The sequence below is a fragment of the Hydrogenophaga sp. UC242_53 genome, from assembly GCF_042696965.1.
GTDB lineage: Bacteria > Pseudomonadota > Gammaproteobacteria > Burkholderiales > Burkholderiaceae_C > Hydrogenophaga.
This window is the reverse complement of the sequence record NZ_CP170552.1, coordinates 3716001-3741899: the sequence shown is the minus strand read 5'-3', so window position 1 is coordinate 3741899 and position 25899 is coordinate 3716001. Positions and strand designations below refer to the sequence as shown.

At 67.7% G+C, this 25899-nt stretch carries 23 protein-coding genes, 1 other RNA gene and 4 pseudogenes; 21 read left to right on the top strand and 7 right to left on the bottom strand.

Features of this window, described 5'->3' with window-relative positions; all coding sequences use genetic code 11:
* The first annotated feature begins 19 nt into the window (after nt 1-19).
* Nucleotides 20-1022: pseudogene (locus tag ACFJI0_RS18810) on the top strand (Bug family tripartite tricarboxylate transporter substrate binding protein).
* A 10-nt stretch (nt 1023-1032) separates the two neighbouring features.
* Here ACFJI0_RS18810 and ACFJI0_RS18805 read toward each other — a convergent pair.
* Nucleotides 1033-1542, bottom strand: coding sequence for a pyridoxamine 5'-phosphate oxidase family protein (locus tag ACFJI0_RS18805; RefSeq protein ID WP_382321814.1), 510 nt, complete (start codon nt 1540-1542; stop codon nt 1033-1035).
* 129 nt (nt 1543-1671) lie between these two features.
* Between ACFJI0_RS18805 and ACFJI0_RS18800 the strand changes: the two genes are divergently transcribed.
* The gene (locus tag ACFJI0_RS18800) at nt 1672-2076 is read left to right on the top strand and encodes a hypothetical protein (protein ID WP_382321811.1); all 405 of its coding nucleotides are present in this window, start codon (nt 1672-1674) and stop codon (nt 2074-2076) included.
* Complete coding sequence (locus ACFJI0_RS18795) at nt 1970-2413, top strand: type 1 glutamine amidotransferase (protein WP_382321808.1); 444 nt, start codon at nt 1970-1972, stop codon at nt 2411-2413. The genes ACFJI0_RS18800 and ACFJI0_RS18795 overlap by 107 nt, the downstream gene beginning before the upstream one ends.
* Before the next feature lie 7 nt (nt 2414-2420).
* Here ACFJI0_RS18795 and ACFJI0_RS18790 read toward each other — a convergent pair whose 3' ends face one another.
* On the bottom strand, nt 2421-2861 hold the full coding sequence (locus tag ACFJI0_RS18790) for an acyl-CoA thioesterase (protein ID WP_382154480.1): 441 nt from the start codon (nt 2859-2861) through the stop codon (nt 2421-2423).
* A 37-nt stretch (nt 2862-2898) separates the two neighbouring features.
* On the opposite strand from ACFJI0_RS18790, the gene ACFJI0_RS18785 reads away from it, so the two are divergent.
* From ACFJI0_RS18785 to htpX, 12 genes and pseudogenes are all read left to right on the top strand, one after another.
* Nucleotides 2899-4746 carry an ABCB family ABC transporter ATP-binding protein/permease gene (locus ACFJI0_RS18785; RefSeq protein WP_382321805.1) on the top strand — a complete coding sequence of 616 codons (1848 nt, stop codon included), beginning with the start codon at nt 2899-2901 and terminating at the stop codon, nt 4744-4746.
* Between the two features lie 68 nt (nt 4747-4814).
* Complete coding sequence (locus tag ACFJI0_RS18780; RefSeq protein ID WP_291117924.1) at nt 4815-5732, top strand: LysR substrate-binding domain-containing protein; 918 nt, start codon at nt 4815-4817, stop codon at nt 5730-5732.
* A 279-nt stretch (nt 5733-6011) separates the two neighbouring features.
* Nucleotides 6012-6912, top strand: a pseudogene (locus tag ACFJI0_RS18775) (transporter substrate-binding domain-containing protein).
* Nucleotides 6913-7026: 114 nt separating this feature from the next.
* A pseudogene (locus ACFJI0_RS18770) lies at nt 7027-7783 on the top strand (amino acid ABC transporter permease).
* Nucleotide 7784: 1 nt separating this feature from the next.
* On the top strand, nt 7785-8456 hold the full coding sequence (locus ACFJI0_RS18765; RefSeq protein ID WP_382321802.1) for an amino acid ABC transporter permease: 672 nt from the start codon (nt 7785-7787) through the stop codon (nt 8454-8456).
* A gap of 24 nt (nt 8457-8480) precedes the next feature.
* Nucleotides 8481-9218, top strand: a complete 738-nt coding sequence (locus ACFJI0_RS18760) for an amino acid ABC transporter ATP-binding protein (protein WP_291117914.1) — start codon at nt 8481-8483, stop codon at nt 9216-9218.
* Between the two features lie 120 nt (nt 9219-9338).
* A complete protein-coding gene (locus ACFJI0_RS18755) occupies nt 9339-10226 on the top strand; it encodes an amino acid ABC transporter substrate-binding protein (protein ID WP_382325726.1) in 888 nt (295 codons plus the stop codon).
* A 30-nt stretch (nt 10227-10256) separates the two neighbouring features.
* Entirely contained in the window at nt 10257-11306 is a 1050-nt protein-coding gene (gene pyrC / locus ACFJI0_RS18750) for a dihydroorotase (RefSeq protein WP_382321799.1), read from the top strand.
* A 5-nt stretch (nt 11307-11311) separates the two neighbouring features.
* Nucleotides 11312-12067, top strand: a complete 756-nt coding sequence (locus tag ACFJI0_RS18745) for a DUF3025 domain-containing protein (RefSeq protein ID WP_382321796.1) — start codon at nt 11312-11314, stop codon at nt 12065-12067.
* Nucleotides 12064-12621 (top strand): hypothetical protein, encoded by a 558-nt coding sequence (locus tag ACFJI0_RS18740; RefSeq protein WP_382321794.1) that lies wholly within the window; start codon nt 12064-12066, stop codon nt 12619-12621. Before ACFJI0_RS18745 ends, ACFJI0_RS18740 begins: the two co-directional genes overlap by 4 nt.
* On the top strand, nt 12618-13448 hold the full coding sequence (locus tag ACFJI0_RS18735) for a glutamine synthetase family protein (RefSeq protein WP_382325724.1): 831 nt from the start codon (nt 12618-12620) through the stop codon (nt 13446-13448). The genes ACFJI0_RS18740 and ACFJI0_RS18735 overlap by 4 nt, the downstream gene beginning before the upstream one ends.
* Nucleotides 13449-13546: 98 nt before the next feature.
* Nucleotides 13547-14425: a protease HtpX gene (gene htpX / locus ACFJI0_RS18730; protein ID WP_382321791.1), complete on the top strand. Its 879-nt coding sequence runs from the start codon at nt 13547-13549 to the stop codon at nt 14423-14425.
* Nucleotides 14426-14484: 59 nt separating this feature from the next.
* Here the strand turns inward: htpX and ACFJI0_RS18725 are convergent, their stop codons facing one another.
* Both ACFJI0_RS18725 and ACFJI0_RS18720 read right to left on the bottom strand, forming a co-directional pair.
* A complete protein-coding gene (locus tag ACFJI0_RS18725) occupies nt 14485-15168 on the bottom strand; it encodes a glycine zipper 2TM domain-containing protein (protein WP_291117898.1) in 684 nt (227 codons plus the stop codon).
* Between the two features lie 83 nt (nt 15169-15251).
* On the bottom strand, nt 15252-16346 hold the full coding sequence (locus ACFJI0_RS18720) for a GlxA family transcriptional regulator (protein WP_382321788.1): 1095 nt from the start codon (nt 16344-16346) through the stop codon (nt 15252-15254).
* A gap of 98 nt (nt 16347-16444) precedes the next feature.
* Here ACFJI0_RS18720 and ACFJI0_RS18715 point away from each other — a divergent pair.
* Nucleotides 16445-17792: pseudogene (locus tag ACFJI0_RS18715) on the top strand (amidohydrolase).
* Here the strand turns inward: ACFJI0_RS18715 and ACFJI0_RS18710 are convergent.
* On the bottom strand, nt 17779-19629 hold the full coding sequence (locus tag ACFJI0_RS18710; protein ID WP_382321785.1) for an NAD(P)/FAD-dependent oxidoreductase: 1851 nt from the start codon (nt 19627-19629) through the stop codon (nt 17779-17781). The pseudogene ACFJI0_RS18715 and the gene ACFJI0_RS18710 overlap by 14 nt on opposite strands.
* A gap of 113 nt (nt 19630-19742) precedes the next feature.
* Between ACFJI0_RS18710 and ACFJI0_RS18705 the strand changes: the two genes are divergently transcribed.
* The 3 genes from ACFJI0_RS18705 to rnpB all read left to right on the top strand — a co-directional run bounded on the left by ACFJI0_RS18705 (nt 19743) and on the right by rnpB (nt 22091).
* Entirely contained in the window at nt 19743-20333 is a 591-nt protein-coding gene (locus ACFJI0_RS18705) for a DUF2239 family protein (RefSeq protein WP_382321782.1), read from the top strand.
* A 32-nt stretch (nt 20334-20365) separates the two neighbouring features.
* On the top strand, nt 20366-21721 hold the full coding sequence (locus ACFJI0_RS18700; protein ID WP_382321780.1) for an MATE family efflux transporter: 1356 nt from the start codon (nt 20366-20368) through the stop codon (nt 21719-21721).
* Nucleotides 21722-21741: 20 nt separating this feature from the next.
* An RNA gene (gene rnpB, locus ACFJI0_RS18695) (RNase P RNA component class A) lies at nt 21742-22091 on the top strand.
* Here rnpB and ACFJI0_RS18690 read toward each other — a convergent pair.
* Entirely contained in the window at nt 22086-23123 is a 1038-nt protein-coding gene (locus tag ACFJI0_RS18690) for a LysR family transcriptional regulator (RefSeq protein ID WP_382321777.1), read from the bottom strand. The two genes, rnpB and ACFJI0_RS18690, sit on opposite strands and share 6 nt — an antisense overlap.
* Before the next feature lie 117 nt (nt 23124-23240).
* On the opposite strand from ACFJI0_RS18690, the gene ACFJI0_RS18685 reads away from it, so the two are divergent.
* Nucleotides 23241-24293, top strand: coding sequence for a Rieske 2Fe-2S domain-containing protein (locus ACFJI0_RS18685; protein WP_382321774.1), 1053 nt, complete (start codon nt 23241-23243; stop codon nt 24291-24293).
* Between the two features lie 39 nt (nt 24294-24332).
* Nucleotides 24333-25469 carry an ABC transporter substrate-binding protein gene (locus ACFJI0_RS18680; protein WP_382321771.1) on the top strand — a complete coding sequence of 379 codons (1137 nt, stop codon included), beginning with the start codon at nt 24333-24335 and terminating at the stop codon, nt 25467-25469.
* A 12-nt stretch (nt 25470-25481) separates the two neighbouring features.
* On the opposite strand, the gene ACFJI0_RS18675 is transcribed toward ACFJI0_RS18680, so the two are convergent.
* Nucleotides 25482-25895 (bottom strand): low affinity iron permease family protein, encoded by a 414-nt coding sequence (locus ACFJI0_RS18675; RefSeq protein WP_382321768.1) that lies wholly within the window; start codon nt 25893-25895, stop codon nt 25482-25484.
* Nucleotides 25896-25899: the final 4 nt, after the last annotated feature.

Sequence of the window (25899 nt, the reverse complement as noted above, 5' to 3'; positions counted from 1 at the left end):
ACCAGACGAAAGCCTCGCCATGTTGTCTCACCGCATCCGTTTGTCGCGCCGCACTGTGGTGTCAGGGGCCATGCTCGCTTGGGCGGGCCATCCACTTCGTGCATTCGCCCAGGAGGTCCCGTTCCCGACCAGACCCGTGCGGATCATCACCCCATTCCCCGTCGGTGGCGGGCCGGACGGCGTTGCGCGGCTGGTCGCTGACAAGCTGTCGAAAAAGTGGGCGCAACCTGTGATGGTGGAGAACCGCCCGGGCGGCAACGGCTTTATCGCGATCGACGCGTGGAAGCGCGGGGCGAAGGACGGACACGACCTGATCCAGCTCGACAACGTGCACCTGGCCGCCTATCCATCGCTGTTCAAGAAGCTGCCCTATGACCCGGCCGTCGATTTCGATCCCGTGCTGCCGTTGTTTCGCACCTACTTCTTCATCACCGTTGCCGCCACCAGTCCGTACAAGACGGTGGCCGACCTCATCGCCGATGCCAGGCGCAGCCCGGGAAAACTGAACTTCGGGTCGTGGTCCGTCGGCAACCCCGTGCACCTCGGATCCGAGTTGTTCAGCTCGATGACGGGGACGAAATTCGAGCACATCGTCTTTAAGGAAACGACCCAGCTCTACACCAGCGTGGCGAACGGCGATCTTGCGTTTGCACTGGGATCCAGCGCCACCGCCGGACCGCTCCAGCGCGCGGGGGAAATTGCGGTTCCTCGCGGTGGCGGCACCCAAACGCACGGCGGGCTACGACAGCGTGCCGACCGTGGCCGAGTCGGGCGGGCCGGCGGGATTCGAAGCCTCGGGCTGGAACGCGCTCGCCACACCACGGGGGCTGGCGCCCGCCGTGACGGCCAAGATCAAGCACGATGTCGAGGCGGCTTTGGCCGAGCCGGATGTCCGTGACAAGTTCGCCAGCTTCGGCTATGAACCGTTCACGCCCACGCGCGAACAGTTCGCGCAATTCATCCAGGCGGAGTCCCAACGTCTCGGCGAGGTGATTCGCCGCGTCAATATCGCGCTTGACTAGCAGGCATCACTCAGCGAACCTGCACTTCGACGGATTCGCCGAGTTTGGGCACACCACCTGTGATCACGGCCTTCGTCATGGCCAGCAGCTGCACCAGCTTGTTTTCCTTGACGTCCCAGTAGTGGGCGTGGGTGACGTTGACCACCACCAGCGCGAGATCGGGATCGTCCGGACCGCCGGGAAACCAGGCTTCGGCGGCCTTGTTCCACAGGGCCCGGGCCTTGTCGGGGTCGTTGACCACGCGCGCCGTGCCGGAGACGGAAACATAGGTGTCCTTGTCGGGATCGGCGTAACTCAGGTTGACGGTGGGTTCGGCCATCAGATCGGCCACGGGCCCTCCGTGGCGCGACATGAAAAACCAGAGGCTGCCGCCCTCCAGCCGGTTGTTCTGGGTGGTCATGGGCCGGGCATGCAGGTGGCCGGCGTGCGCCGCCTGATGGCTGCGCGTGGTGAACATCGCAAAGCGAATGTCCTTGATCATGTCCCACAGGTTGTCGAGGGAGGTGTCTTGGTCGCTCATTGTTTTTCCTTTGAATGGTTGAGTTGAACTGGTTGCGCGGCAAACGGCGTGCCCAGACCTTTCTTGTATGGGGTGCAGGCTCGGCTGTCCCGTGGTACGGTTTGCGGCAAGACTTGCTTCAGGATGGTTATGCCCGCCACCACCGCTTCCACCGCCGACGTCCTGGTCCTTCAGCACCTGTTCGAGGACGGCCCGGGTTTCCTCGGCGAATGGCTCGATGCCCAGGGGCTGCCCTGGCACTTGCGCTGTGCCGAGGCGGGTGAGCTCTACCCCGCGTCCGTTCGGGGCTATCGCGGCTTGGCCGTGCTGGGCGGCGCGTGGAGCGCGAACGATGAGCGCCCCACGTTGCGCCAGGCCGAGGCGCTGATCCGCGAGGCCGATGCGCTGGGCATTCCCGTCATCGGGCACTGCCTGGGTTGCGCAGCTGATGGCGCGGGCCTTGGGCGGCCAGGTGGAGCGGCTGCCCCAGCCCGAGATCGGCTGGTGGCCCATCGAGCACCACGGTGGCGCTGCCGCGCGCGACTGGTTCGGTGAAGAGCGCACGCCCACCGTGTACCAGTGGCACCAGGATGGTTTCGTGGCGCTGCCGCCGGGCGCGGAGCCGCTGGCATCGTCGGCGGCCTGCGCGCACCAGGCCTTTGCGCTCGGCCCGCACCTGGCCATGCAGTTCCACATCGAGATCACGCCGGACAAGATCGACGACTGGCTCGAAAGCCCGGGCGAGGCCTACGCGGTGAATGTGCTGCTGCACCGCGACAGCGTGCAGGACCCGGCGGGCATGCACGCCGCCACGAAACGGCACCTGGCGGGCAGCCAGGCGCTGGCCGCGCGCATCTACCGCACCTGGCGGTCGCGCTGGCCTTCGCCCTGAAACGGCCTCAGGCCAGGTGCTCGGGCAGCACCAGGCCGTCGCGCGGGATGGGGCGGGGCCGGCCTTCCAGGTCGATCGCCACGTAGGTCAGGCTGGCCTCGGTCACCTTCACGTACTGGCCCTGGGCCGAGAAACGTTCGGCGAACACCTCCACCTGCACCGTGACCGAGGTGCGGCCCAGGCGCGTGATGTGCGCGAAAAAGCTCAGGATGTCGCCCACGCGCACCGGTTGCTTGAAGATGAACTGGTTCACCGCCACCGTGGCCATGCGGCCGCGCACGTAGCGCGCGGGCAGCACGGCTCCGGCCAGGTCGACCTGCGCCATGACCCAGCCGCCGAAGATGTCGCCGTTGGCGTTGCAGTCCGCGGGCATGGGAATGACCTTGAGCACCAGTTCCCGGTCGGTGGGCAGGGCGGTTTCGGATGGCGGGCTTGAATTGCTGGACATGGGCACAATCTCTGGACAACGGCCCCCATTCTCCTGCATGCGCCCCGACAACCCCGCCCGAACTTCCATCGCCCTGCCTGCCAGTCCTGGCGCCGCTGGCCACCCACCTGCCCAACGCTCCGACTGGGGCACGCTCAAGCGCCTGCTGCCCTACCTGTGGCAGTACAAGGTGCGCGTGGTGCTGGCGCTGGCTTTCATGGTGGCGGCCAAGACGGCCAACGTGGGCGTGCCGCTGCTGCTCAAGGAACTGGTCGATGCCATGACCATCCGGCCCGGCAGCGTCGAGTCGATGCTGGTGGTGCCGTTGGGCCTGTTGCTCGCCTACGGCCTGCTGCGGCTGTCCACCAGCGTGTTCACCGAGCTTCGCGAGCTGGTGTTCGCCAAGGCCACCGAGGGCGCCACGCGCAGCATCGCGCTGCAGGTGTTCGGCCACCTGCACGCCCTGAGCCTGCGCTTCCACCTGGAACGCCAGACCGGGGGCATGACGCGCGACATCGAACGCGGCACGCGCGGCGTGCAGTCGCTCATCTCCTACTCGCTCTACAGCATCTTCCCCACGCTGATCGAGGTGATCATGGTGCTGGCGCTGCTGGGCACCAAGTTCGACATGGGCTACGTGTGGATCACCTTGGTGGCGCTGGTGCTGTACGTGACCTTCACCGTGCTCGTGACCGAGTGGCGCACCCAGTTCCGGCGCAAGATGAACGAGCTCGAATCCACCAGCCAGAGCCGCGCCATCGACTCGCTGCTGAACTACGAGACCGTCAAGTACTTCAACAATGAAAGCTTCGAAGGCCGGCGCTATGACGAGGCGCTGGAGAAGCTGCGGCGCGCGCGCATCAAGAGCCAGACCACGCTGTCCATGCTCAATGCGGGGCAGCAACTGGTGATCGCCGTGGCGCTGGTGCTCATGCTCTGGCGCGCCACGCAGGGCGTGGTCAGCGGCGAGCTCACGCTGGGCGATCTGGTCATGGTCAACGCTTTCATGATCCAGCTCTACATTCCGCTGGGTTTCCTGGGCGTGCTCTACCGCGAGATCAAGCAGAGCCTGACCGACCTGGAAAAGATGTTCGCGCTGCTGGAAAAAGAGCGCGAGATCGCGGACGTGCAAGCTGCGCAGCCGCTTCAGCTGGACGGTCCCCCGGCGGTGAAATTCGAGAATGTGCGCTTTTCCTACGAGCCGGCGCGCGAAATCCTGCATGGCATCAGCTTCGAGATTCCACCGGGCAAGACGGTGGCCGTGGTCGGGCCCTCGGGTTCGGGCAAGAGCACGCTGGCGCGCCTGCTCTACCGCTTCTACGACGTGAGCAATGCCGATGACGGCGGGCGCATCACCATCGACGGGCAGGACATCAAGGCCGTCACCCAGGCCAGCGTGCGCCAGGCCATCGGCATCGTGCCGCAGGACACGGTGCTGTTCAACGACACCATCGAATACAACATTCTTTATGGCCGCCCCGATGCGGGGCACGAGGCCGCGGTGCGGGCGGCCCAGGCGGCGCACATCCACGCCTTCATCCAGCACCTGCCGCTGGGCTATGCCACCATGGTGGGCGAGCGCGGTCTCAAGCTCTCGGGGGGCGAGAAGCAGCGCGTGGCGATCGCGCGCACGCTGTTGAAGAACCCGCCCATCGTGATCTTCGACGAAGCCACCTCGGCCCTGGATTCCGCCAACGAACGCGCGATCCAGGCCGAGCTCAAGAGCGCGGCGCGCAACAAGACCACGCTGGTGATCGCGCACCGCCTCTCCACCGTGGTGGACGCGCACGAAATCCTGGTGCTGGTCAACGGCGAGATCGTGGAGCGGGGCACCCACGCCGAACTGGTCGCCCGGACCGGCGTCTATGCGGGCATGTGGGCGCTGCAGCAAAGCGGCAGCGACTGATGCCGATTTCCCTTCAGGTCGTACCTTTCCGAGGAGCCTTCCGTCCGGCCGTTCCATAATCGCCGTCCATGGAAACCAAATGGCTCGAGGATTTCGTCAGCCTCGCCGAAACCCGCAGCTTCAGCCGTTCGGCGCAGCTGCGCCACGTCACCCAGCCCGCTTTCTCCCGGCGCATCCAGTCGCTGGAAGCCTGGGCGGGCACCGATCTGGTGGATCGCTCCTCGTATCCCACGCGCCTCACCCCCGCGGGCCAGACGCTGTACGACCAGGCGCTGGAGATGCTGCAGGCGCTGCAGAGCACGCGCGCCACGCTGCGCGCCCACACCGCCGCGGCGCAGGACGTGATCGAGTTCGCCGTGCCGCACACGCTGGCCTTCACCTTCTTTCCGTCCTGGCTCTCGGGCTTGCGCGAGACCTGCGGCCCGATCAAGAGCCGGCTGATCGCCATGAACGTGCACGACGCGGTGCTGCGCCTGGTCGAGGGCAGCTGTGACCTGCTGATCGCCTACCAGCACGCGGCCCAGCCGATCCAGCTCGATGCCGGCCGCTATGAAATGCTGCACCTGGGCTCGGAGGTGCTTTCACCCTATGTGCGCCCGGACGCGCAGGGCCTGCCGCAGTACGCCCTGCCAGGGTCGCCCCAGCAGCCGCTGCCTTACTTGGCCTATGCGCCGGGTGCCTACCTCGGCAGGGCGGTGGACCAGATGCTCAAGCAGAGCAGCACACCGGTGCACCTGGACCGCATCTACGAAACCGACATGGCCGAAGGCCTGAAAGCCATGGCGCTGGAGGGCCATGGCATCGCCTTCCTGCCGGCCAGCGCGGTGCGCAAGGAAGTGCGCGCCCGCAAGCTCGTGTCCGCCGGCGGGTCGCTGGAGACCGCGCTGGACATCCGCATCTACCGCGAGCGGTCTTCCACGCGAAAGGCCAAAGGACCGGTGGAGCAGTTCTGGAACGACCTGCGCAAAAAGCTCGGCAATCCCTGATTCACCCTGTCTCATAGGCGATACAGGTGATCCTTTGCCAAGGCCATTGGGGAAAATCCGTACATGAATGGTTTGCATAATGGCCGCTGCAATCAGCATTGGATGCGAAGGATGCCGCTGGCTACAGTCGCGGGTTCCGCCTGTGACAGGGTGGGAATTCCCGGGTGGAACGGAGCTTGCGTAGGGAGCATCATGCAGATGCCCTCCGCGCGACAACGGCGCTGAGCATCCGGTCTTGATCGCTGGTTCATCATCTTTTCTACAAGCAAGGAGATCCCTATGAAGAAACACCTGCTCGCGCTGGCCGTGACCACACTGGCCGTCGGCAGCGCCTTTGCACAAGCTGGCGACACGCTGGCCAAGATCAAGGCGTCTGGCAGCGTGTCCCTGGGCGTGCGCGAGTCTTCCGGACTGGGCTACACACTGGGCAACGGCAAATACGTCGGCTTCCACACGGAAATGGGCGAAATCATTCTGGCCGACATCCAGAAGCAGCTCGGCCTGGCCAAGCTCAACGTCAACTACCAGCCCGTGACCTCGCAGAACCGCATCCCCCTGGTGCAGAACGGCACCGTGGACCTGGAGTGCGGTTCGACCACGAACAACGCCACGCGCCAGAAGGATGTGTCCTTCGCCGTGACCACCTACGTGGAAGAAGTGCGCATCGCTGTCAAGGCCAACTCCGGCATCAACGGCATCAAGGACCTCAACGGCAAGACCGTCGGCCACCACCACCGGCACCACCTCGGTGCAGACCCTGCGCAAGAACGAGCGCGCCGGCGGCATCGACTTCAAGGAAGTCTATGGCAAGGACCACGCCGACAGCTTCCTCGCGCTCGAGGGCGGCCGCGCCGATGCGTTCGTGATGGACGGCTCCATCCTGGCGGCCAACATCTCCAAGTCCAAGAACCCCGCCGACTACAAGATCGTGGGTGAAGTGCTGTCGGTCGAACCGATCGCCTGCATGCTGCGCAAGGACGACCCGGCCTTCAAGAAGGCCGTGGACGACAGCATCAAGCGCCAGATTGCCGATGGTTCGCTGGCCAAGCTGTACGACAAGTGGTTCATGCAGCCGATTCCGCCTGCCAACGTGAAGATCGGCCTGCCCATGTCCGACGCCACCAAGGCGGCCTGGGCCAGCCCGAACGACAAGCCGATGGAAGACTACGCCAAGAAGTAAGCCACGCACTTACCAGACGCCCCTTCAAGTGGACCCATTTGAAGGGGCGTTTTCGTGGCGACCGCGCAAAGCGCGGTGTGATCCGGACAAGCAACAGAGAGAAAAGGGGCTCCTATGAGCTGGGATTGGCAGGTGTTCTGCGAGGACACCATTGAACGGCAGCCGGTGGAAAGCTGCTTTGGCAAGGGGGGAGACATCACCTATCTGGACTGGATGTTGTCAGCCTGGGGTTGGACGGTGTCGGTGTCGCTGCTGGCGTTGCTGCTGGCGCTGGTGCTGGGCATCCTGATCGGTACGCTGCGCACGCTGCCCGATCGACCCATGGTGGTGCGCCTGGGCAATGCCTGGGTGGAACTGTTCCGCAACATCCCGCTGCTGGTGCAGATTTTCCTGTGGTACCACGTGGTGCCCACGATGTTCCCCGTCATGCGAGGCGTCCCTGGCTTCGTGCTGGTGGTCTTTGCCCTGGGCTTCTTCACCTCGGCGCGCATCGCCGAGCAGGTGCGCTCGGGCATCCAGGCCCTGCCGCGCGGCCAGCGCTACGCCGGCATGGCCGATGGGTTTCACCACCTTCCAGTACTACCGCTATGTGCTGCTGCCCATGGCGTTCCGCATCATCATCCCGCCGCTGACCAGCGAGACCATGAACATCTTCAAGAACTCCTCGGTGGCGTTCGCGGTGTCGGTCTCGGAGCTGACCATGTTCGCGATGCAGGCGCAGGAAGAGACGTCCCGCGGCGTGGAGGTGTACCTCGCCGTGACCGGCCTCTACATCATCTCGGCCTTCGCGATCAACCGCATCATGGCCTTCATCGAGAAACGCGTGCGCATACCGGGCTTTGTCGTGGCGGGCGGAGCGGGAGGCCACTGACATGAACCTCAACCTCGACTTCTCCTTCTACAACTGGGACCTCATCAGCAACTTCGTGCTGAAGGGCCTGTACTTCAGCGTGATGCTGACCGTCGTGGCCACAGTGGGCGGCATCTTCTTCGGCACCATCCTGGCGCTCATGCGGCTGTCGGGCAAGAAGTGGCTGGACACGCCGGCCACGATCTACGTCAACGGCATGCGCAGCATTCCGCTGGTGATGGTGATCCTGTGGTTCTTCCTGCTGGTGCCGCTGCTGATCGGTCGCCCGATCGGCGCCGAGGTGTCGGCGGTGGTCACCTTCATTGCCTTCGAGGCGGCCTATTTCAGCGAGATCATGCGCGCGGGTATCCAGTCGATTCCGCGTCGCCAGGTGTTCGCCGGCCAGGCGCTGGGCATGAGCTATGGGCAGAACATGAAGCTGGTCGTGTTGCCCCAGGCCTTCCGCAACATGCTGCCGGTGCTGCTCACGCAGACCATCATCCTGTTCCAGGACACCTCGCTTGTCTACGCCATCGGCGCCTACGACATGCTCAAGGGCTTTGAGGTCGCGGGCAAGAACTTCGGCCGCCCGATCGAGGCCTACCTGGCCGCTGCCGTGGTCTATTTCGTCATGTGTTACGCGCTGTCGTGGCTCGTCAAGCGGCTGCACAAGAAAATTGCCATCATTCGTTGATGCCATCGAAACCCAGGAATTGCAATGATTGAACTCAAGAACGTCTCCAAGTGGTATGGCAGCGTCCAGGTGCTGACCGATTGCTCCACCAACATCCAGAAGGGCGAAGTCGTCGTGGTGTGCGGCCCGTCGGGCTCAGGCAAGTCGACCCTCATCAAGACCATCAACGCGCTCGAGCCCTTCCAGAAAGGCGAGATCACGGTCGATGGCATCGCGGTGCACGACCCCAAGACCGATCTGCCCAAGCTGCGCAGCCGCGTCGGCATGGTGTTCCAGCACTTCGAGCTGTTCCCGCACCTGTCGGTGACGGAGAACCTCACGATCGCTCAGATCAAGGTGCTGGGGCGCAACCCCGACGAAGCCAAGAAGCGCGGCCTCAAGATGCTCGATCGTGTGGGCCTGTCGGCGCACAAGGACAAGTTCCCGGGCCAGCTCTCGGGCGGTCAGCAGCAGCGCGTGGCGATCGCGCGAGCCCTGTCGATGGACCCCATCGTCATGCTGTTCGACGAGCCCACCTCGGCGCTCGACCCCGAGATGGTCGGCGAAGTGCTGGACGTGATGATCGGCCTGGCCCACGAAGGCATGACCATGATGTGCGTGACGCACGAAATGGGTTTCGCGCGCAAGGTCAGCAACCGCGTGATCTTCATGGACGTGGGCGGCAAGATCCTGGAGGACTGCTCCAAGGACGACTTCTTCGGCAAGCCGGAGGAGCGTCAGCCGCGCACCAAGGACTTCCTCAACAAGATCCTGGCGCACTGAGCCTCGCCGGCACGCCCGCATGTGCCCTTGACATGGGCGGATGCGGGATGGGCATTGGCTTCGCGGTGGGCCTTTCTCTATGCTCTCGGCACTCTTTTGGGGGGTGTCGTTGTGTTCTCGATCCTTACGACCTGCCTGCGCAGGATCCTCATCGCGGCGTGTCTGGCCAGCATCGCCACCGCCCAGGCCGGCCCGGTGCTGGACCGTGTGGCAAGCGATGGCGTGCTGGTGCTGGCCCACCGCGAATCCTCCGTGCCGTTCTCTTATCTGGACGGCACGGGCAAACCGGTGGGTTACGCCCTCGACATCTGCCGCCGCCTGGCGCAGGCCGTGCAACGCAAGCTGGGCCTGAGCAAGCTCGATGTGCGTTACCTCGCTGTGACGCCCTCCAACCGCCTGGACGCGGTGGAGCAGGGCCAGGCCCAGATGGAGTGCGGCTCCACCACCAACAACGCCGCGCGCCGCCAGCGGGTGGCCTTCACGATTCCCCACTTCATCACCGGTGCACGCCTCATGGTCCGGCGCGACAGCGCGGTGGATCGGCTGGATCACCCTGATCTCAAGGTGGTGGTGTCCACCCGCAACACGACGCCCCTGGATGCACTGCGCCGCATGGTGCGGGAGCGTGGGCTCCCGCTGCGCGTCGTGGAGGCGGACGACCACGAGCAGGCCGTGGGCATGGTCGAGAAGGGCGAGGCCGACGCCTTTGCCATGGACGACGTGCTGCTGTTCGGTCTGGCGGCTGCACGGCCGGACCCGACCTCCCTCAGGGTCGTGGGCCGGTTCTTCACCACCGAGCCGCTGGCGATCATGCTGCCGCGGAACGACGAGGCGTTCAAGAAGATCGTGGACGACGAGATGCGCCGGCTCATCTACAGCGGTGAGATCCAGGCGATCTACGCGACCTGGTTCACCCAGCCCATCCCGCCCAAGGGCGTGTCGCTGAACCTGCCCGTGAGCTACCTGCTGCGGGATTTCTGGAAATACCCGACCGACAAGGTGCCCTGATCGCCTTTGCAGGTTTGCGACAATCGAGGCATGAACGCCTCGACCGCCCCACAGACCCTCACGATCACCCGACCCGACGACTGGCACCTGCACGTGCGCGATGGCGAGGCGCTGCACACCGTGGTGCCGCACACCGCGGCGCAGTTCGGCCGGGCGATCATCATGCCCAACCTCAAGCCGCCGGTGACCACCGCGGCGCAGGCCATGGCCTACCGCGATCGCATCCGCGCCGCCGTGCCCGCCGGCATGGCCTTCGAGCCGCTGATGACGCTCTACCTCACCGACAACCTGCCGCCCGAGGAAATCGCGCGCGCCAAGGACGTGGGCGTGGTCGCCTTGAAGCTCTACCCCGCGGGCGCCACCACCAACAGCGATGCCGGCGTGACCGACATCCGCAAGACCTACAAGACGCTGGAAGCCATGCAGCGCGCCGGCCTGCTGTTGTTGGTGCACGGCGAAGTGACCTCGCCCGATATCGACCTGTTCGACCGCGAGGCCGTGTTCATCGATGAGCAGCTGATTCCGCTGCGGCGCGACTTTCCCGAGCTCAAGATCGTGATGGAGCACATCACCACGAAAGAGGCCGCGCAGTACGTGGGCGAGGCCGGCGCGTTCACCGCCGCCACCCTCACGGCCCACCACCTGCTCTACAACCGCAACGCCATCTTCACCGGCGGCATCCGCCCGCATTACTACTGCCTGCCGGTGCTCAAGCGAGAGACCCACCGCCAGGCCCTGGTGGCCGCCGCCACCAGCGGCAGCGACCGTTTCTTCCTCGGCACGGACAGCGCGCCGCACCCGGCCCACCTGAAGGAGCACGCCACCGGCTGCGCCGGCTGCTACACCGCGCACGCCGCGATCGAGATGTATGCCGAGGCCTTCGACTCGGTGGGCGCGCTCGACAAGCTCGAGGCTTTCGCCAGCTTCCACGGCCCGGCCTTCTACGGGCTGCCGCGCAACAGCGGCACCGTCACCCTGAAGCGCGAGAGCTGGACCACGCCCCAGAGCTTCCGCTTTGGCGAGGCCGATCTCAAGCCCCTGCGTGGCGGCGAGGCCTTGCCCTGGCGCCAGCAAGCCTGAGTCCCTTGGAACTGGCGCTCGACTGGACCGCGCCCTGGTTCGCGCCCGTGGCCGATGAGGGGCGGGCCGTGGCCACGTCCCTGGCGGGCGGCGAGCCCTGGCCGCAGGCGCTGGGTGGCGCCGCCCCGGTGCGCTTCGTGCCGCAGGCCGAATTGCCCGCCGGCACCCCTTACGAACAGTTCATCTTCGACACCGGCCGCGTGCCCACGCGCGAGAACCTGCACGACTTCTTCAACGGCCTGTGCTGGCGCCGTTTCCCGTTGACCAAACAGTGCCTGAACCAGCTGCAGGCCGCGCAGATCGCCGCCGACGGCGTGCGCGACGTGCGGGGCCCGGTGCGCGACGCACTCACCCTGTTCGACGAAAACGCCGCCCTGCTGCAGGCTCCCGCGCCGCTCTGGGAGGCCTTGGCGGCCCGCGACTGGCACCGCCTGTTCGTGACGCTGCGCCCGCTCTGGGCGCAGGCGAGGCTGGTGCTGTTCGGCCACGCCCTGTTGGAAAAACTGGTGATGCCCTACAAATCCATCACCGCCCACGTTTTTCGCGTGCCGGTGCCGGTGGCACTGGGCGACGACCTCGCCGCGTGGGACGAGTGGCTGGCGCAGGGCCTCAGCGCGCCGGTGCTGGCGGCCAAACCGTTCACGCCGCTGCCGGTGCTGGGCGTGCCGGGCTGGTGGGCGGCGAACGAAGATCCCGCTTACTATGCCGACGCCGGGGTGTTCCGCCCCAGGCGCACCGATGCCCCAACGGACACCCCATGACCCAGCCCGCCACGACCTCCTGGTCCCACCTGAACCTGGCGCAAGACGCTGACCGCGCCGAACTCGCCGCTCATTTCCGCGCCACCGGCGTGCGCGACGTGGAATGCCTGTTCGCCGACGTCACCGGCTACCCGCGCGGCAAGCTCATGCCGGCGGCCAGCTTCGCCGCGGGCGGTGAACTGCGCATCTGCCAGGCCATTCCCATGCAGTGCGTGACGGGCGAGTATTCCTACGACAAGGTCTTTCCCGACAGCGATCCCGACGTGCGCCTGGTGCCCGACCTGGCCACGCTCAAGCTCGCCCCCTGGGCCAGCGTGCCGCGCTACCTCGCGGTGCACGACTGCGTGGAACTCGACGGCAGCCTGTGCGAGTTCGCCCCGCGCTCGGTGCTCAAGAACGTGGTGGCGCGTTACCAGGCCCTGGGGCTCACGCCCGTGGTCGCGCCGGAGATCGAGTTCTACCTGACCGCCGCCATGACCGACCCGGCCCAGCCGCTGGCGCCGCCGGTGGGGCGGGGGGGCGGCCCGAGGTCGGGCAGTCGGCCTTCAGCCTGAACGCGCTCAACGAACTGGCGCCGTTCTGGGACGCGTTCCACGCCGCCATCGACGCGCTCGGCATCCGGGCCGACACCTGGCTGCACGAGGTCGGCCCCTGCCAATACGAGATCAACCTGCTGCACGGCGACCCCGTGGCCGTGGCCGACCAGGCCTTCCTGTTCAAGACGGCGGCGCGCGAGATCGCGCTGCAGCACGGCCTCAACGCGGTGTTCATGGCCAAGCCCCTGGCGGGCGAAGCGGGCAGCTCCATGCACCTGCACCAGAGCGTGGTGGACGCCGAAGGCCGCAACATCTTCAGCCAGGCCGATGGGGCCGAAAGCGAGGCCTTCCTGCACTACATCGGCGGCCTGCAGGCCTTCACGCCCGATCTCACGCTGATCTACGCGCCCACCGTCAATTCCTACCGCCGCTACGTCGCTGGCAGCCAGGCGCCGATCAACGTGGAATGGGGCCGCGACAACCGCACCGCCGGCCTGCGCGTGCCGGTGAGCCCACCGGCCGCGCGCCGGGTGGAAAACCGCCTGGCCGGCGCCGACGCCAACCCCTACCTGGCCATGGCCGCCACGCTCGCCGCCGGCCTGGAAGGCCTGCGGACGCGCTGCCTGCCGGGCGAACCGGTGCAGGACAACGGCTACGACCTGCCCCGGGGCCTGCCGCGAACTTTTTTCACCGCCCACGAACAAATGGCCCAGAGCGCTCACGCGCCGCGCCTGCTGGGCGAGCGCTTCGTGCGCGCCTACCTCGCGGTCAAGGCGCTGGAACACGAGAGCTTCCTCAACGAGATCAGTGCCTGGGAACGGCGCTTTCTGCTGCCCCAGGTGTGAGGCCGGCGCGCGCTGAAAGGGCGGTGCCGCTTGAAGAACCGCGTGGGCGGCCCCACTTATCATCCCGCTGTCGTCGATACCTATAACCCGGAGTCCCCATGAAACGCATCCTGCTGTTTGTCCTGACCAACTTCGCCGTGATGGCGGTGCTGTTGATCACCACCCGCATCCTGGGCGTGGATCGCTTCCTCACGGCCAACGGGCTGAACATGACGGCGCTGGCCGGGTTCTCGCTCGTGATCGGCTTCGGCGGCGCCATCATCTCGCTGCTGATCAGCAAGCCCATGGCCAAGTTCAGCGCCGGCGTGCGCGTGATCAACCAGCCGCAGAACGCCGACGAAGCCTGGATCGTGGAGACCGTGCGCCGCTTTGCCGACAAGGCCAACATCGGCATGCCCGAGGTCGGCATCTTCGACGGTGCGCCCAACGCCTTCGCCACCGGCGCGTTCAAGAACTCGGCCCTGGTGGCGGTGTCCACCGGCCTGCTGCAGAACATGACCAAGGAGGAAGTCGAGGCCGTGATCGGCCACGAGGTCGCGCACGTGGCCAACGGCGACATGGTCACCATGACGCTGATCCAGGGCGTGATGAACACCTTCGTGGTGTTCCTCAGCCGCGTGATCGGCTACGCGGTGGATGCCTTCCTGCGCCGCGGCAGCGACAACAACTCCGGCCCCGGCATCGGTTACATGATCACCACCATCGTGATGGACATCGTGCTGGGTTTCCTGGCCGCCATCATCGTGGCGTGGTTCAGCCGCCAGCGCGAGTTCCGCGCCGACGCGGGTGCCGCCAGCCTGATGGGCCGCAAGCAGCCGATGATCAACGCGCTGGCCCGCCTGGGCGGCCTGACGCCGGGCGAACTGCCCAAGACCATGCAGGCGCTGGGCATCACCGGCGGCCTGGGCAAGCTGTTCTCGACGCACCCGCCGATCGAGGAGCGCATCGCTGCCCTCCAGCAACAACAGCAGGCCTGATCCGTACGGCCCAACAAAAAAAGCGACCCTCAGGTCGCTTTTTGTTTTTGGGGCCGGGTTCAGCGGTTGCGTTCCCAGCGGTCGTTGTCGCGGCGGTTGTAGTAGCCGTCGTGGCGCGGGTACGGGTGGCCCGGGCCCCAGCGGTTGCCCGGGTAGGCGGGGTAGTAGGTGGTGCCGATCGTGATGCGGGTGGACGGCTCCACGTACTGGGTCTGGGGCTGGTAGGAGGGGTAGACCACGGGCGGCGGAGGCGGCGGCATGGCGTCGGCCGGTGTGACGTTCAGGCGCACGAAGCGGCCCGGGTCCTGCGGCATCTGCGTGCGGTACTGGCGGCCGGCGTACTCGTAGACCACGTCGTAGGCCACGGTGCGGTTTTCGTAGAAGGTCTGCGTGCCGCACTGGCGGTAGGTTTCGGTGTAGGGCTGGCTCGGGCCTTCGATGCGGTTGCCCAGCATGGCGCCGCCGATCAGGCCGATCACGGTGGCAGCGGCACGGCCACCGCCGTCGCCGATCGCATTGCCCATCGCACCGCCGGCGATGCCGCCGATCAGTGCGCCGGCGCCGGATTTCTGGCCCTGGTAGGTCACCTGCTGGTCGCTGCAGACCTCGCGCGGCACGGCCACCTGCTGGATGACGGGGGTGCTGCTGACCACGCGGCCTTGTTCATCCTGAGCGTGCGCCACGCCGCTGCCGGCCAGGGCGAGCAAGCCGGTCATCACGGGAATCAGAACGGGGGTTTTCATGGAGAACTCCTTATGGGGGTAGCCTGAAGCATGCACCGCTTGTGTCAAGCCCGGATGCCCATGCTGTAAAGATTCGTGTCGTTCTACGGGGTTCCCGGCTTTTTTGCCGCCGATCGCAGGGCCGAGAGCGCGGTGTCCACGCTGGCACCGGTGTCCACCCGCCAGCGACGGCGTGGCGCGCGCAGGGCGTGCCGTTGCCGGTAGGCGGTGGGGGTGAGCCCGGTGTGGCGCGCGAAGACGCGGCGGAATGCCGCCGGGTCGGTGTAGCCGCAGGCCAGCGCCACCGTGGGCACGCTCTCCAGCGTGATCTCGAGCAGCACGCGCGCCCGGGCGCAGCGCAGGCCGTGCAGGTGGTCCAGCGGCGAATGGCCCAGCTCCTGTTGGAAGTGGCGCAGCAGGGTGCGGGCGCTGACCGCGGCGGCGGTCGCCAGCGCCGCCAGGTCGTAGGGTTGCTCCACGCGCTGCTCCATCCAGGCGAGGGCGCGTGCCAGTGTGCTGTCGCGGGTGTTCGGAATGGCGTGCGAGGCCTGCGCGGCGGCGAGTTCGCGGTCGCGATCGGGTTGCAGCACCGCCGCCAGGGCCGCGGCCGGTTCGGTGCCCAGGGCGTGCTGCGCCAGCGCGATGGCGAGCGGGCCCAGGTCGGCGGGGTAGGCGGCGCTGAGCCAGGGGCCGTCCTCGCAGAAACCTTGCCCGGCCTCGGGCGTCAGGGTGGGAAAGTCGCGGCGCAGGCCGGCGACGTAGTACCACGCGAGCGCGAGGCGGCGCCCGTCCAGCCGCCCGCTGTGCGCGGCGAACCAGGCGCCATTGCCCAGCGTGCACACCCGGCGGCCCGTGTCCACCATCAGCGCGGCCCGGCGCGCGAGCGCCGCGTGGCGCTGCACGGCCTGGCGAAGCGTGGGAATGTCGGCCAGGTGCAGGGGCGCGATGAACAGCGCTGCCGCAGGGCTGTCGCCGCCCTGGCCTTCGAGCGCGAGCGCCTGCAGCAGCCCTTCTTCGGCGCGCAGCGGCTGGCCCAGGGCATCGACGAAGCGCCAAGCCAGGCGCGGTGCCCGGGCGCCCAGGCGCAGGCCCGCCATCAGGTTGGCGGTGCGCAGCAATTCCACCAGCGCCAGGGCGTGGCCCATGGCGCTTTCAGGCAACACGGCGATCTCGACGACAAAAGGGGGCTGGGCGGGCATGGCGGTATCGGCTTCCTGAATGGCGATATTAGCTTCCTACCGAGGGAAGCGCGCTCTTAGCATGGACGTCTCATTCACTTCCCCCAGGGGTACTTCTGATGCGCTTGTCCCTCTCAACGTCCTCGCTCGTGGCGGCACTCGCGGCCAGCGGTGGTTTTTGGCTGACCACGCCGGTGGCGGCCCAGGCGCTCGATGCCGCCGGTTTCAAGCAGATCGAGACGGCGGTGGACGCGCTCGCGCCCAAGATGGTGGCGTGGCGCCGCGACATCCATGAACATCCCGAGCTCTCGGGCCAGGAAGTGCGCACCGCCAAGCTGGTGGCCGAGCACCTGCGCAAGCTGGGCATGGAGGTGCAGACCGGCGTGGGCGGCACCGGCGTGGTGGGCACCTTGCGCGGTGGTCTGCCGGGCAAGGTGGTGGCGCTGCGCGCCGACATGGACGCGCTGCCGGTGGAAGAGAAGACCGGCTTGGCGTTCGCCTCGAAGCAGAAGGCCACTTACCTCGGCAAGGAAGTGTCGGTGATGCACGCCTGCGGGCACGACGCCCACGTGGCGCATGCTGATGGGCGCGGCCGAGGCGCTGGCGGGCCTGCGCGCGCAGTTGCCGGGCACGGTGAAGTTCATTTTCCAGCCGGCCGAGGAGGGCGCGCCCGTGGTGGCGGATGCCAGCGGCAAGGTGCCCAGCTTCGGCGCCAAGGCCATGATCGAAGCCGGGGCCTTGAAGGACGTGCAGGCCATCTACGGCCTGCACATCACGTCCAACCTGCCCTCGGGTGTGGTGGGCTACCGCAGCGGCCCGCTGATGGCCGGTTCGGACGCGCTGACCATCCACGTGGACGGGCGCGGCGGCCATGGGTCGTCGCCCTGGGCCGCGGTCGATCCGGTCGTGGCGTCGAGCCAGGTGGTGCTGGGTCTGCAGACCATCGTGAGCCGCCAGCTCAACATCAGCAAGGAGCCGGCGGTCATCACCATCGGCTCCATCCAGGGTGGCACGCGCTACAACATCATTCCCGACAGCGTGGAGATGATGGGCACGCTGCGCACCTTCGACGAGGAGATGCGCGAGGACGCGAAGAAGCGCATCGTGGCGACCGCCGAGTCGATCGCGGCTTCCAGCGGCGCCAAGGCGCGCGTGAGCTTCGGCCCGGTGGCCTACCCGGTCACCACCAACCCCGCCAAGCTCACCGAAGCCTCGCTGCCGGCGCTGCGCGAAGCCCTGGGTGGCAAGGTCATGCTGATCCCCAAGGTGAGCGGCTCGGAAGACTTCTCGGAGTTCCAGAAGGTGGTGCCCGGCTTCTTCTATTTCCTGGGCGCGCCGCAGAAGGGGCAGGACTTCGCCAAGGCGCCGTCCAACCACTCGCCGCTGTTCGACCTCGACGAGGCCCAGCTGCCGGTGGGCGCCCGTTCGCTGGCCGCGCTGGCGGTGGACTTCCTCAAGCGGCCCTGAGGGCTGCCGGGGCGGCCTCGCCGAGCAGGTCTCGCGCGAGCGCCTCGGCCACCCGCAGGCCGTCCACACCGGCCGAGAGAATGCCGCCGGCATAACCCGCGCCTTCGCCGGCCGGGTACAGGCCGCGCGTGTTCAGGCTCTGGCAGTCGTCGCCGCGCGCGAGGCGCAGCGGCGACGAGGTGCGGGTTTCGACACCGGTCAGCACGGCGTCGGGCATGTCGTAGCCGCGCATCTTGCGGCCGAACACCGGCAGCGCCTCACGCATGGCCTCGATGGCGTAGGCGGGCAGGGCAGGGGCCAGATCGCCGAGCTTCACGCCGGGCCGGTACGAGGGCTCCACCTCGCCCAGCGCGCTCGAAGGCGTCTGCTTCAGGAAGTCGCCCACCAGCTGGCCGGGCGCTTCGTAGTTGGCCCCGCCCAATTGGTAGGCGCGGGCTTCGAGTTCGCGCTGCAGCACGATGCCGGCCAGCGGGTGCGTGCGGCCTTGCGCTGCGAGCGCGCGGGCCTGCTCGGTGTAGCGCGCGCCGTCGGTCTCGCCGAAGGCGGCGGTCCACAGCGGCAGGTCTTGCGCCAACGCCTGCGGAAAGTCGCTGGGTTCGATGCCCACCACCAGGCCCGCGTTGGCGTTGCGCTCGTTGCGCGAATACTGGCTCATGCCGTTGGTGACCACGCGCCCGGGTTCGGAGGTGGCGGCCACCACGGTGCCGCCCGGGCACATGCAGAAGCTGTAGACCGCGCGGCCGTTCTTCGCGTGGTGCACCAGCTTGTAGTCGGCTGCACCCAGCAGCGGGTGGCCGGCGTGGCGGCCCCAGCGCGCGCGGTCGATCACGCCTTGCGGGTGCTCGATGCGAAAGCCGATGGAGAACGGTTTGGCCTCCATGAACACGCCCGCATCCCACAGCAGGGCGAAGGTGTCGCGCGAACTGTGGCCCAGGGCGAGCACCACGCGCCGCACCGGCATGTCGATGGTGTCGCCGCTGTCCAGGCGCCGCACCTGCAGGCGGTCGATGCGCTGGCCTTCTTCGCCGGCCTGGGCCAGGCCGATGCCGCAGACCTGGTGTTGGAAGCGGATCTCGCCGCCCAGCGCGACGATCTTCTCGCGCATGGCCTCCACCACGCGCACCAGCTTGAAGGTGCCGATGTGCGGGTGCGCGGTGTAAAGGATTTCGGGCGGCGCGCCGGCCTCCACGAACTCGTGCATGACCTTGCGGCCGAGGAAGCGCGGGTCCTTGATCTGGCTGTAGAGCTTGCCGTCGGAAAACAGGCCGGCACCGCCCTCGCCGTACTGCACGTTGCTCTCGGGGTTGAGCACGTGCTTGCGCCACAGGCCCCAGGTGTCCTTGGTGCGCTCGCGCACCGGCTTGCCGCGCTCGAGCACGATGGGCCGCAGTCCCATCTGCGCCAGCGCCAGCGCCGTGAACAGGCCGCAGGGCCCCAGGCCCACCACCACCGGGCGCTCGCGCTCGTCGCTGGGCCAATGCGCCGGTGCGTGGCCTGGGGCGTGCCAGGCCATGTCGGGCGTGGGCTGGATGTGGGGCTTGCCCGCGTGCGCCGCGAGCAGGGCGGCTTCCTGCCCCGGGTCGGCCAGCGCCACGTCGACGATGTAGACCGCGAGCAGGTCGGCCTTGCGCGCATCGAAGCTGCGCTTGAACACGTCCAGGTGGGCGATCTGCGCGGCCTCGATGCCCAGCGCGGTGGCGGCCAGGGCGGTCAGGGCGTCGATGGGATGCGGCGGGGGCTGCCGGTCGACCTCGGTTTCGGTCGGGGCGTCGGCGGCGCGGCGGTGTTCGGCCGGCACGGCGGCCAGCGGCAGTTTGAGTTCGGAGAGGCGGATCATGTGTCGTGGGGCTTGTGTTGATCAAGCAGAAGACGAAGCCCCCGTATTGTCGTCAATGCGCCGCCATCAAAATAATCCGGGTGAAATTATTAAACCCGGGTACAATGCAGCGCATGAACGACACAACCCTTCCCACCTGCACCGCCTTCATCGGCTCGAAACGGGTGGCCTTCGGCACTTACGACGAGGTGGCACGGGCCCTCGCCACGCTCGACCTCTCGGCGGGCGGCTTGCTGGTGTTCGACGACGCCACCGCGGCGCAGGTCGATCACCCCTGGCCGTCCGGCCACCCGGCACCGCCCGCCGATGACGCGCGCCGCGCGGCACCCGCCGCCGCCCCCCAGGTGGGCCGACCGCGCATGGGCGTGGTGGCGCGCGAGGTGACGCTGCTGCCACGCCACTGGGAGTGGCTGGCGCAGCAGCCCGGTGGCGCGTCGGCGGCCCTGCGGCGCCTGGTCGAGGAAGCGCGCCGCACCCACGCCGATCGCGACGGCTGGCGCCAGGCCAAGGAGCGCGCCTACCGCTTCATGAGCGCCATCGCGGGGGGCTTCGAGGGATTCGAAGAAGCCTCGCGCGCGCTGTTTGCCCACGACGCCGAGGCCTTCGCGCGCTGCATCGCCGGCTGGCCGGCGGACGTGCAGGCGCACCTGGCCTGGCTCGCGCGCGACGCGTTCGCGCCCGAAACGGCGGCACCATCCGCCTGATCCCTTTTCAACAAGACAACAAGAAGCCCTCCATGCCCAACGCTCCCCAAGGCCCGCTCTGGCGCGTCTACCTCGTTTTCCTCGTGCCCATGGTGCTGTCCAACATCCTGCAAGGGCTGTCGGGCACGCTCAACGGCATTTTCATCGGCCAGATGCTGGGCACGCACGCGCTGGCGGCGGTCTCGGGCATGTTCCCGATCGTGTTCTTCTTCATCTCGCTGGTGATCGGCATCGGCGCGGGCGCCTCGGTGCTCATCGGCCAGGCCTGGGGCGCGCGCGAGCCACACAAGGTCAAGGCCATCGCGGGCACGGCGCTGGTGCTGGGCGCCCTGATCGGTCTGGTCGCCGCCGTGCTGGGCGTGGTGTTCGCGCGGCCGGCGCTGCAGGCCCTGGGCACGCCGGTGGACGTGCTCGACGACGCGGTGGCCTACGCGCGGGTGATGCTGCTCATCATGCCGCTGCTGCTGGTCTTCATCCTGTTCACGCAGTTGCTGCGCGGCGTGAGCGACACGGTCTCGCCCCTGATCGCCCTGCTGCTGTCGACCGCGCTGGGCCTGCTGCTCACGCCGGCACTGATCCAGGGCTGGCTGGGGCTGCCGCGCCTGGGCATCCAGAGCGCGGCCTACGCGGGGCTGGTGTCCTACGCGGCGGCGCTGGGTTTCCTGGCGTGGCGCCTGGGCCGCAAGCACCACGTGCTGGCCGTCGATCGCGAGCTGATCGGCGCGCTGCGGCTGGACCGCGACATCCTGGCCAAGGTGATGCGCATCGGCATCCCGACCGGGCTGCAGATGGTGGTGATCTCGGTCTCCGAACTCGTGATCCTCGCGCTGGTGAACGGCCACGGCTCGCAGGCCACGGCGGCCTACGGCGCGGTCACGCAGGTGGTGAACTACGTGCAGTTCCCCGCGCTGTCCATCGCGATCACCGCATCCATCCTGGCGGCGCAGTCCATCGGCGCGGGCCGGGTCGACCGCCTGGGCGCGATCCTGCGCACCGGCCTGTGGCTCAACGCCGTGCTCACCGGCGCCCTGGTGCTGCTGGGCTACGCGCTCTCGCACAAGCTGATGGGTCTGTTCCTCACGCAGCCCGAGGTGCGCGCGCAGGCCGAGCACCTGCTGCACATCATGCTGTGGAGCATCCTGGTGTTCGGCTTCCAGGCGGTGGTGGGTGGCCTCATGCGCGCCAGCGGCGTGGTGATGGTGCCCATGGCGATCTCGGTCTTCTGCATCCTGGCGATCCAGCTGCCGGCGGCCTACGTGCTCGACGCGAAGATGGGCCTGCCCGGCGTGTGGGTCGCGTTCCCGGTGGCGTACGTGGCCATGCTGGTGATGCAGACCGCGTATTACCGGCTGGTGTGGCGGCATCGCAAGATCGAGCGCCTCGTTTGAGCAGGCGATAATCGCCGCGTGAAGCGCACCAGACCGCCGCTGGCACGACATCCCGAAAGGGTGTGCTGGAGGAACGTCCGGACTGCACAGGACAGCGTAGGAGGTAACACCTCTCCGCCGACAAGCCCATCGAGCTCGCTCGATGGGCCCTAAGGTGAGGATCAGAGCAACAGAGACGAGCCGATTCAGTTCGGGTGAAACGGGCAATCTCTACGCGCAGCAACACCAAATAGGCCAGCGTTGACGTGGTTCCGCGGAGCTGGCGGGTAGGTGGCACCGAGCCGGGGAGTGATCCCCGGCCCAGATGAATGGCGGTCACGGTGGGGGCAACCCCGCCGCACAGAATCCGGCTTATCGGTGCGCTTCACACTTTATTGGCCCCCACGCTCCGCCGCTGCGCGGGTCGCTGCCCCCCAGGGGGGCTGATCCGGCTTGGGGCGGCCCGGCGCCGGATCGTTTCTCCGCCATACATCGACTGCTCCACCGCGCGCCACTCGTCCGACTGTTCGTTGAACAGCTGCGACACCTGCGCGCGCAGCCACTGGTTGCGCGTGTCGTGGCGGTACAGGCGGTGCCAGTGCTGCTGCACGGCAAAGCGCGGCGGGTCGAAAGGCGGGCGCACCAGGCGGATCGCGCCGCTGCGCGCCACGCTCATGCCGGCGGCCAGCGGCACCGTCGCCACCAGCTCCGATTCGGCGATCACCGCCGCCAGGCTCATGTAATGCGGCGTGCGCAGCACCACGTGGCGGTGGATGCCCTTGCGTTCGATGAAGCGGTCCACCAGGTCGGTGCTGCGCGCGGGCGAGCTCACCAGCGCGTGGTCCAGCGACTCGAAGTCCTTCAGGCTCAGCCGGGTCTGCGCGAACGGGTGGTCGGCGCGCATCACGCAGGCGAAGGTGTGCATGTACAGCCGCTGGTGGAAGAACACCTGCTTGCTCAGATCCGGGAAGTAGCCCATGGCCAGGTCGGCCTCGCCCGCCTCCATCGCGGCCTCCAGCTGCGAGCTGGGCAGGGGGAAGCAGCGCACGGAGGCGTGCGGCGCATGCACCGCCAGGTGGCGGATCAGGCGGGGCAGGAACACGATCTCGGCCACGTCGGCCATGACCAGGCGGAACTCGGTCTGCGTGGTGGCCGGGTCGAACTGCGGGTCGGCCAGGATGCCGGTGCGAACCTGGCCGAGCACCGCGCGCGCCGTACCCGCCATCTCGCGGGCGCGCGGCGTCGGCTCCATGCCTTTGGAGGTGCGCACGAACAGCGTGTCCTCGAACTGCAGGCGCAGCCGGTTCAGGGCGGTGCTGAAGCCGGACTGGCTCATGCCCAGCTGCTGGGCGGCGCGGGTGACGTTGCGCGTCTCGTCCAGGCTGACCAGCACGCGCAGCAGGTTGAGGTCGAAGTCCATCATCGCTCCGGCAGATAGTGGGTATCGGCATAGTGTATTGATGGTCCGGGCTGGCCGCCCTAGATTCCGTTCCCCAGACCGGCAGCCCACGATGCCGCCGGCAAGCACGGAGACAAAGACATGTTCGTCAAGAATTGCTGGTACGTCGCGGCCTGGGACCACGAGGTGCTGGCCGACACGCTGCTCGAACGCGGCATCCTCAACCAGTCCATCCTGATCTACCGCTTGGCCGACGGCACGCCGGTGGCGCTGGACAACAAGTGCCCGCACCGGCACGCGCCGCTGAACCTGGGGCGGCGCGAGGGCGACGGCGTGCGCTGCATGTACCACGGCCTCAAGTTCGACGCCACGGGCCAGTGCACCGAGATCCCGGGCCAGGACCGCATCCCGCCCAAGCTGTGCGTGAAGAGCTACCCCATGGTGCAGCGCGGGCGCTGGCTGTGGATCTGGATGGGCGACCCCGAGCGGGCCGACCCGGCGCTGATCCCCGATGCGTACTCGCTCAACCACCCCGAGTGGCGCATGAAGCCGGGCTACCTGCACTACGACGCCGATTACCAGCTGATCTCCGACAACCTGCTGGACTTCTCGCACCTGTCCTACGTGCACGAGAAGACCCTGGGCGGTTCGCCCAACATCGCCGAGGTGCGCCCCGTGATCGAACGCCTGGAGCGCGGCGTGCGCGTGACGCGCGACGTGAACAACACCGTGCCGGCGCCGTACCACGCCCGCCTGGGCGGCTTCACCGGCAAGGTCAACCGGCGCTTCAGCTACGACTACCTCGTGCCCGGCATCCTGCTGATGGCCGCCAGCGTGAAGCCCGCCGACACGCCCGACGACGACATGACCGGGGCCCTGCAGTTCCACAGCTGCCAGGCGCTGACGCCGGAGACCGACACCACCACCCACTACTTCTTCATGCAGGCGCACAAGTTCCGGCTCGACGACGCGACCATCACCGAGTCGATCTACCAGAGCCTGTGCACGGCCTTCGAGGAGGACCGCCGCATCATCGAAGCGCAGCAGCGCCTGATCCGCCGCACGCCGCCCAGCCCCATGCAGCCGATCGCGGCCGACGCGGCGCTCAACCAGTTCCGCTGGCTGATCAAGCGCCTGCACGACGAAGAGGCCGCCGCCACCCCGGCCGTGATTCCACTGCAGTCCGTGGCCTGAGCGCCGATCACCGATTCACCACCCGAAGGAGACAACAAGATGAAGCCATTCCTGCGCCTGGCCGCGCTCACCACCCTGGCCCTGAGCGGCGTCGGGGCCCAGGCCGAGATCGTGATCGGCGCCAGCTTTTCCATCACCGGGCCGGCGGCGGCGCTGGGCATCGCGCCGCGCAACACGATCCAGCTGTTCCCGACCGAGATCGCGGGCGAGAAGATCCGCTACGTGGTGCTCGATGACGCCACCGACCCGACCAACGCCGCGCGCAATGCGCACCGCCTGGTTACCGAGGAAAAGGTGGACCTGATCATCGGCTCCACCGCCAGCCCGCCGGCCATCGCCATCGCCCAGGTCGCTAGCGAGTCGCAGACCGTGCAACTCGCCGCCGCCCCGATCGACCTGCCCGACGAGCGCGGCCAGTGGACCTACCGCCTGCCGCAGAGCATCTCGCTGATGGCGCAGGGCACCATCGAGCACATGAAGAAGAGCGGCGCGAAGACCTTCGGTTTCCTGGGCTACTCGGACGCGTACGGCGAATCCTGGCTGCGCGAGATGACGCGCTACGGCAACGAGGCCGGGCTCAAGCTGGTGAGCGTGGAGCGCTTCGGCCGCGCCGACGCTTCGGTGACCGCGCAGGCGCTCAAGGTGCTCTCGCCCAACCCCGACGCCATGCTGGTGGTGGCCTCGGGCAGCGGCGCGGTGATGCCGCAGAAGGCGCTGGTCGATCGCAACTACAAGGGCCGCATCTACCAGACCTTCAGCGCGGTGGCGCCCGACCTGCTGCGCATGGGCGGCAAGGACGTGGAGGGCACGTTGGGGCTGTCGGGCCCGGCCGTGGGCGCCGACCAGCTGCCCGACAGCCACCCGTCCAAGCCGGTCGCGCTCGATTTCGTGAAGCTGTACGAAGCCAAGTTCGGGGCCGGCAGCTACAACCAGTTCGCGGCCAACATCTGGGGTGCCAAGCTGCTGCTCGACAAGGCGATCCCGGTGGCGCTGAAACAGGCGAAGCCGGGCACCGTGGAGTTCCGGCAGGCCTTGAAGAAGGCCATCGAGAACACCGGCGAGGTGGTGGTGCCGCAGGGGGTGCTGAAGTACAGCGCCGCCGACCACTACGGTTACGACCACCGCGCCCGTTTCGTGCTCAAGGCGCGCAACGGCGTGTGGGTCGCGGCGGACTGAGGCCGGGCGCGCTCAGGCCTCGGGAATGTCGGTGTCCGTGCCGCCGCCCTTGAGCCGCGCCCGCGCCTGGGCGGCCAGGTCCTCGTACTTCTGGCGGAAGGCGTCGAGCTCTTCCTCTTCCAGCTCTTCGAGGTCCAGCAGGGCGGTGTGCGCGCCCTGGGTGGCGCGGATGAGTTCGTCCAGTTTGACCTGGATGGCCTCGGTGTCGCGGTTCTGCGTGTTCTGGATCAGGAACACCATCAGGAAGGTGATGATGGTGGTGCCGGTGTTGATCACCAGCTGCCAGGTGTCGCTGAAGCCGAACAGCGGTCCCGTGACCAGCCACACCACGATGAGCGCGACCGCCAGGGTGAAGACGCGCGGGCGGCCGCTGAAGCGCGCGGCGGCCTTGGCGAAACGCGAGTACCGGTTGGCGGACTTCGGCATGGTG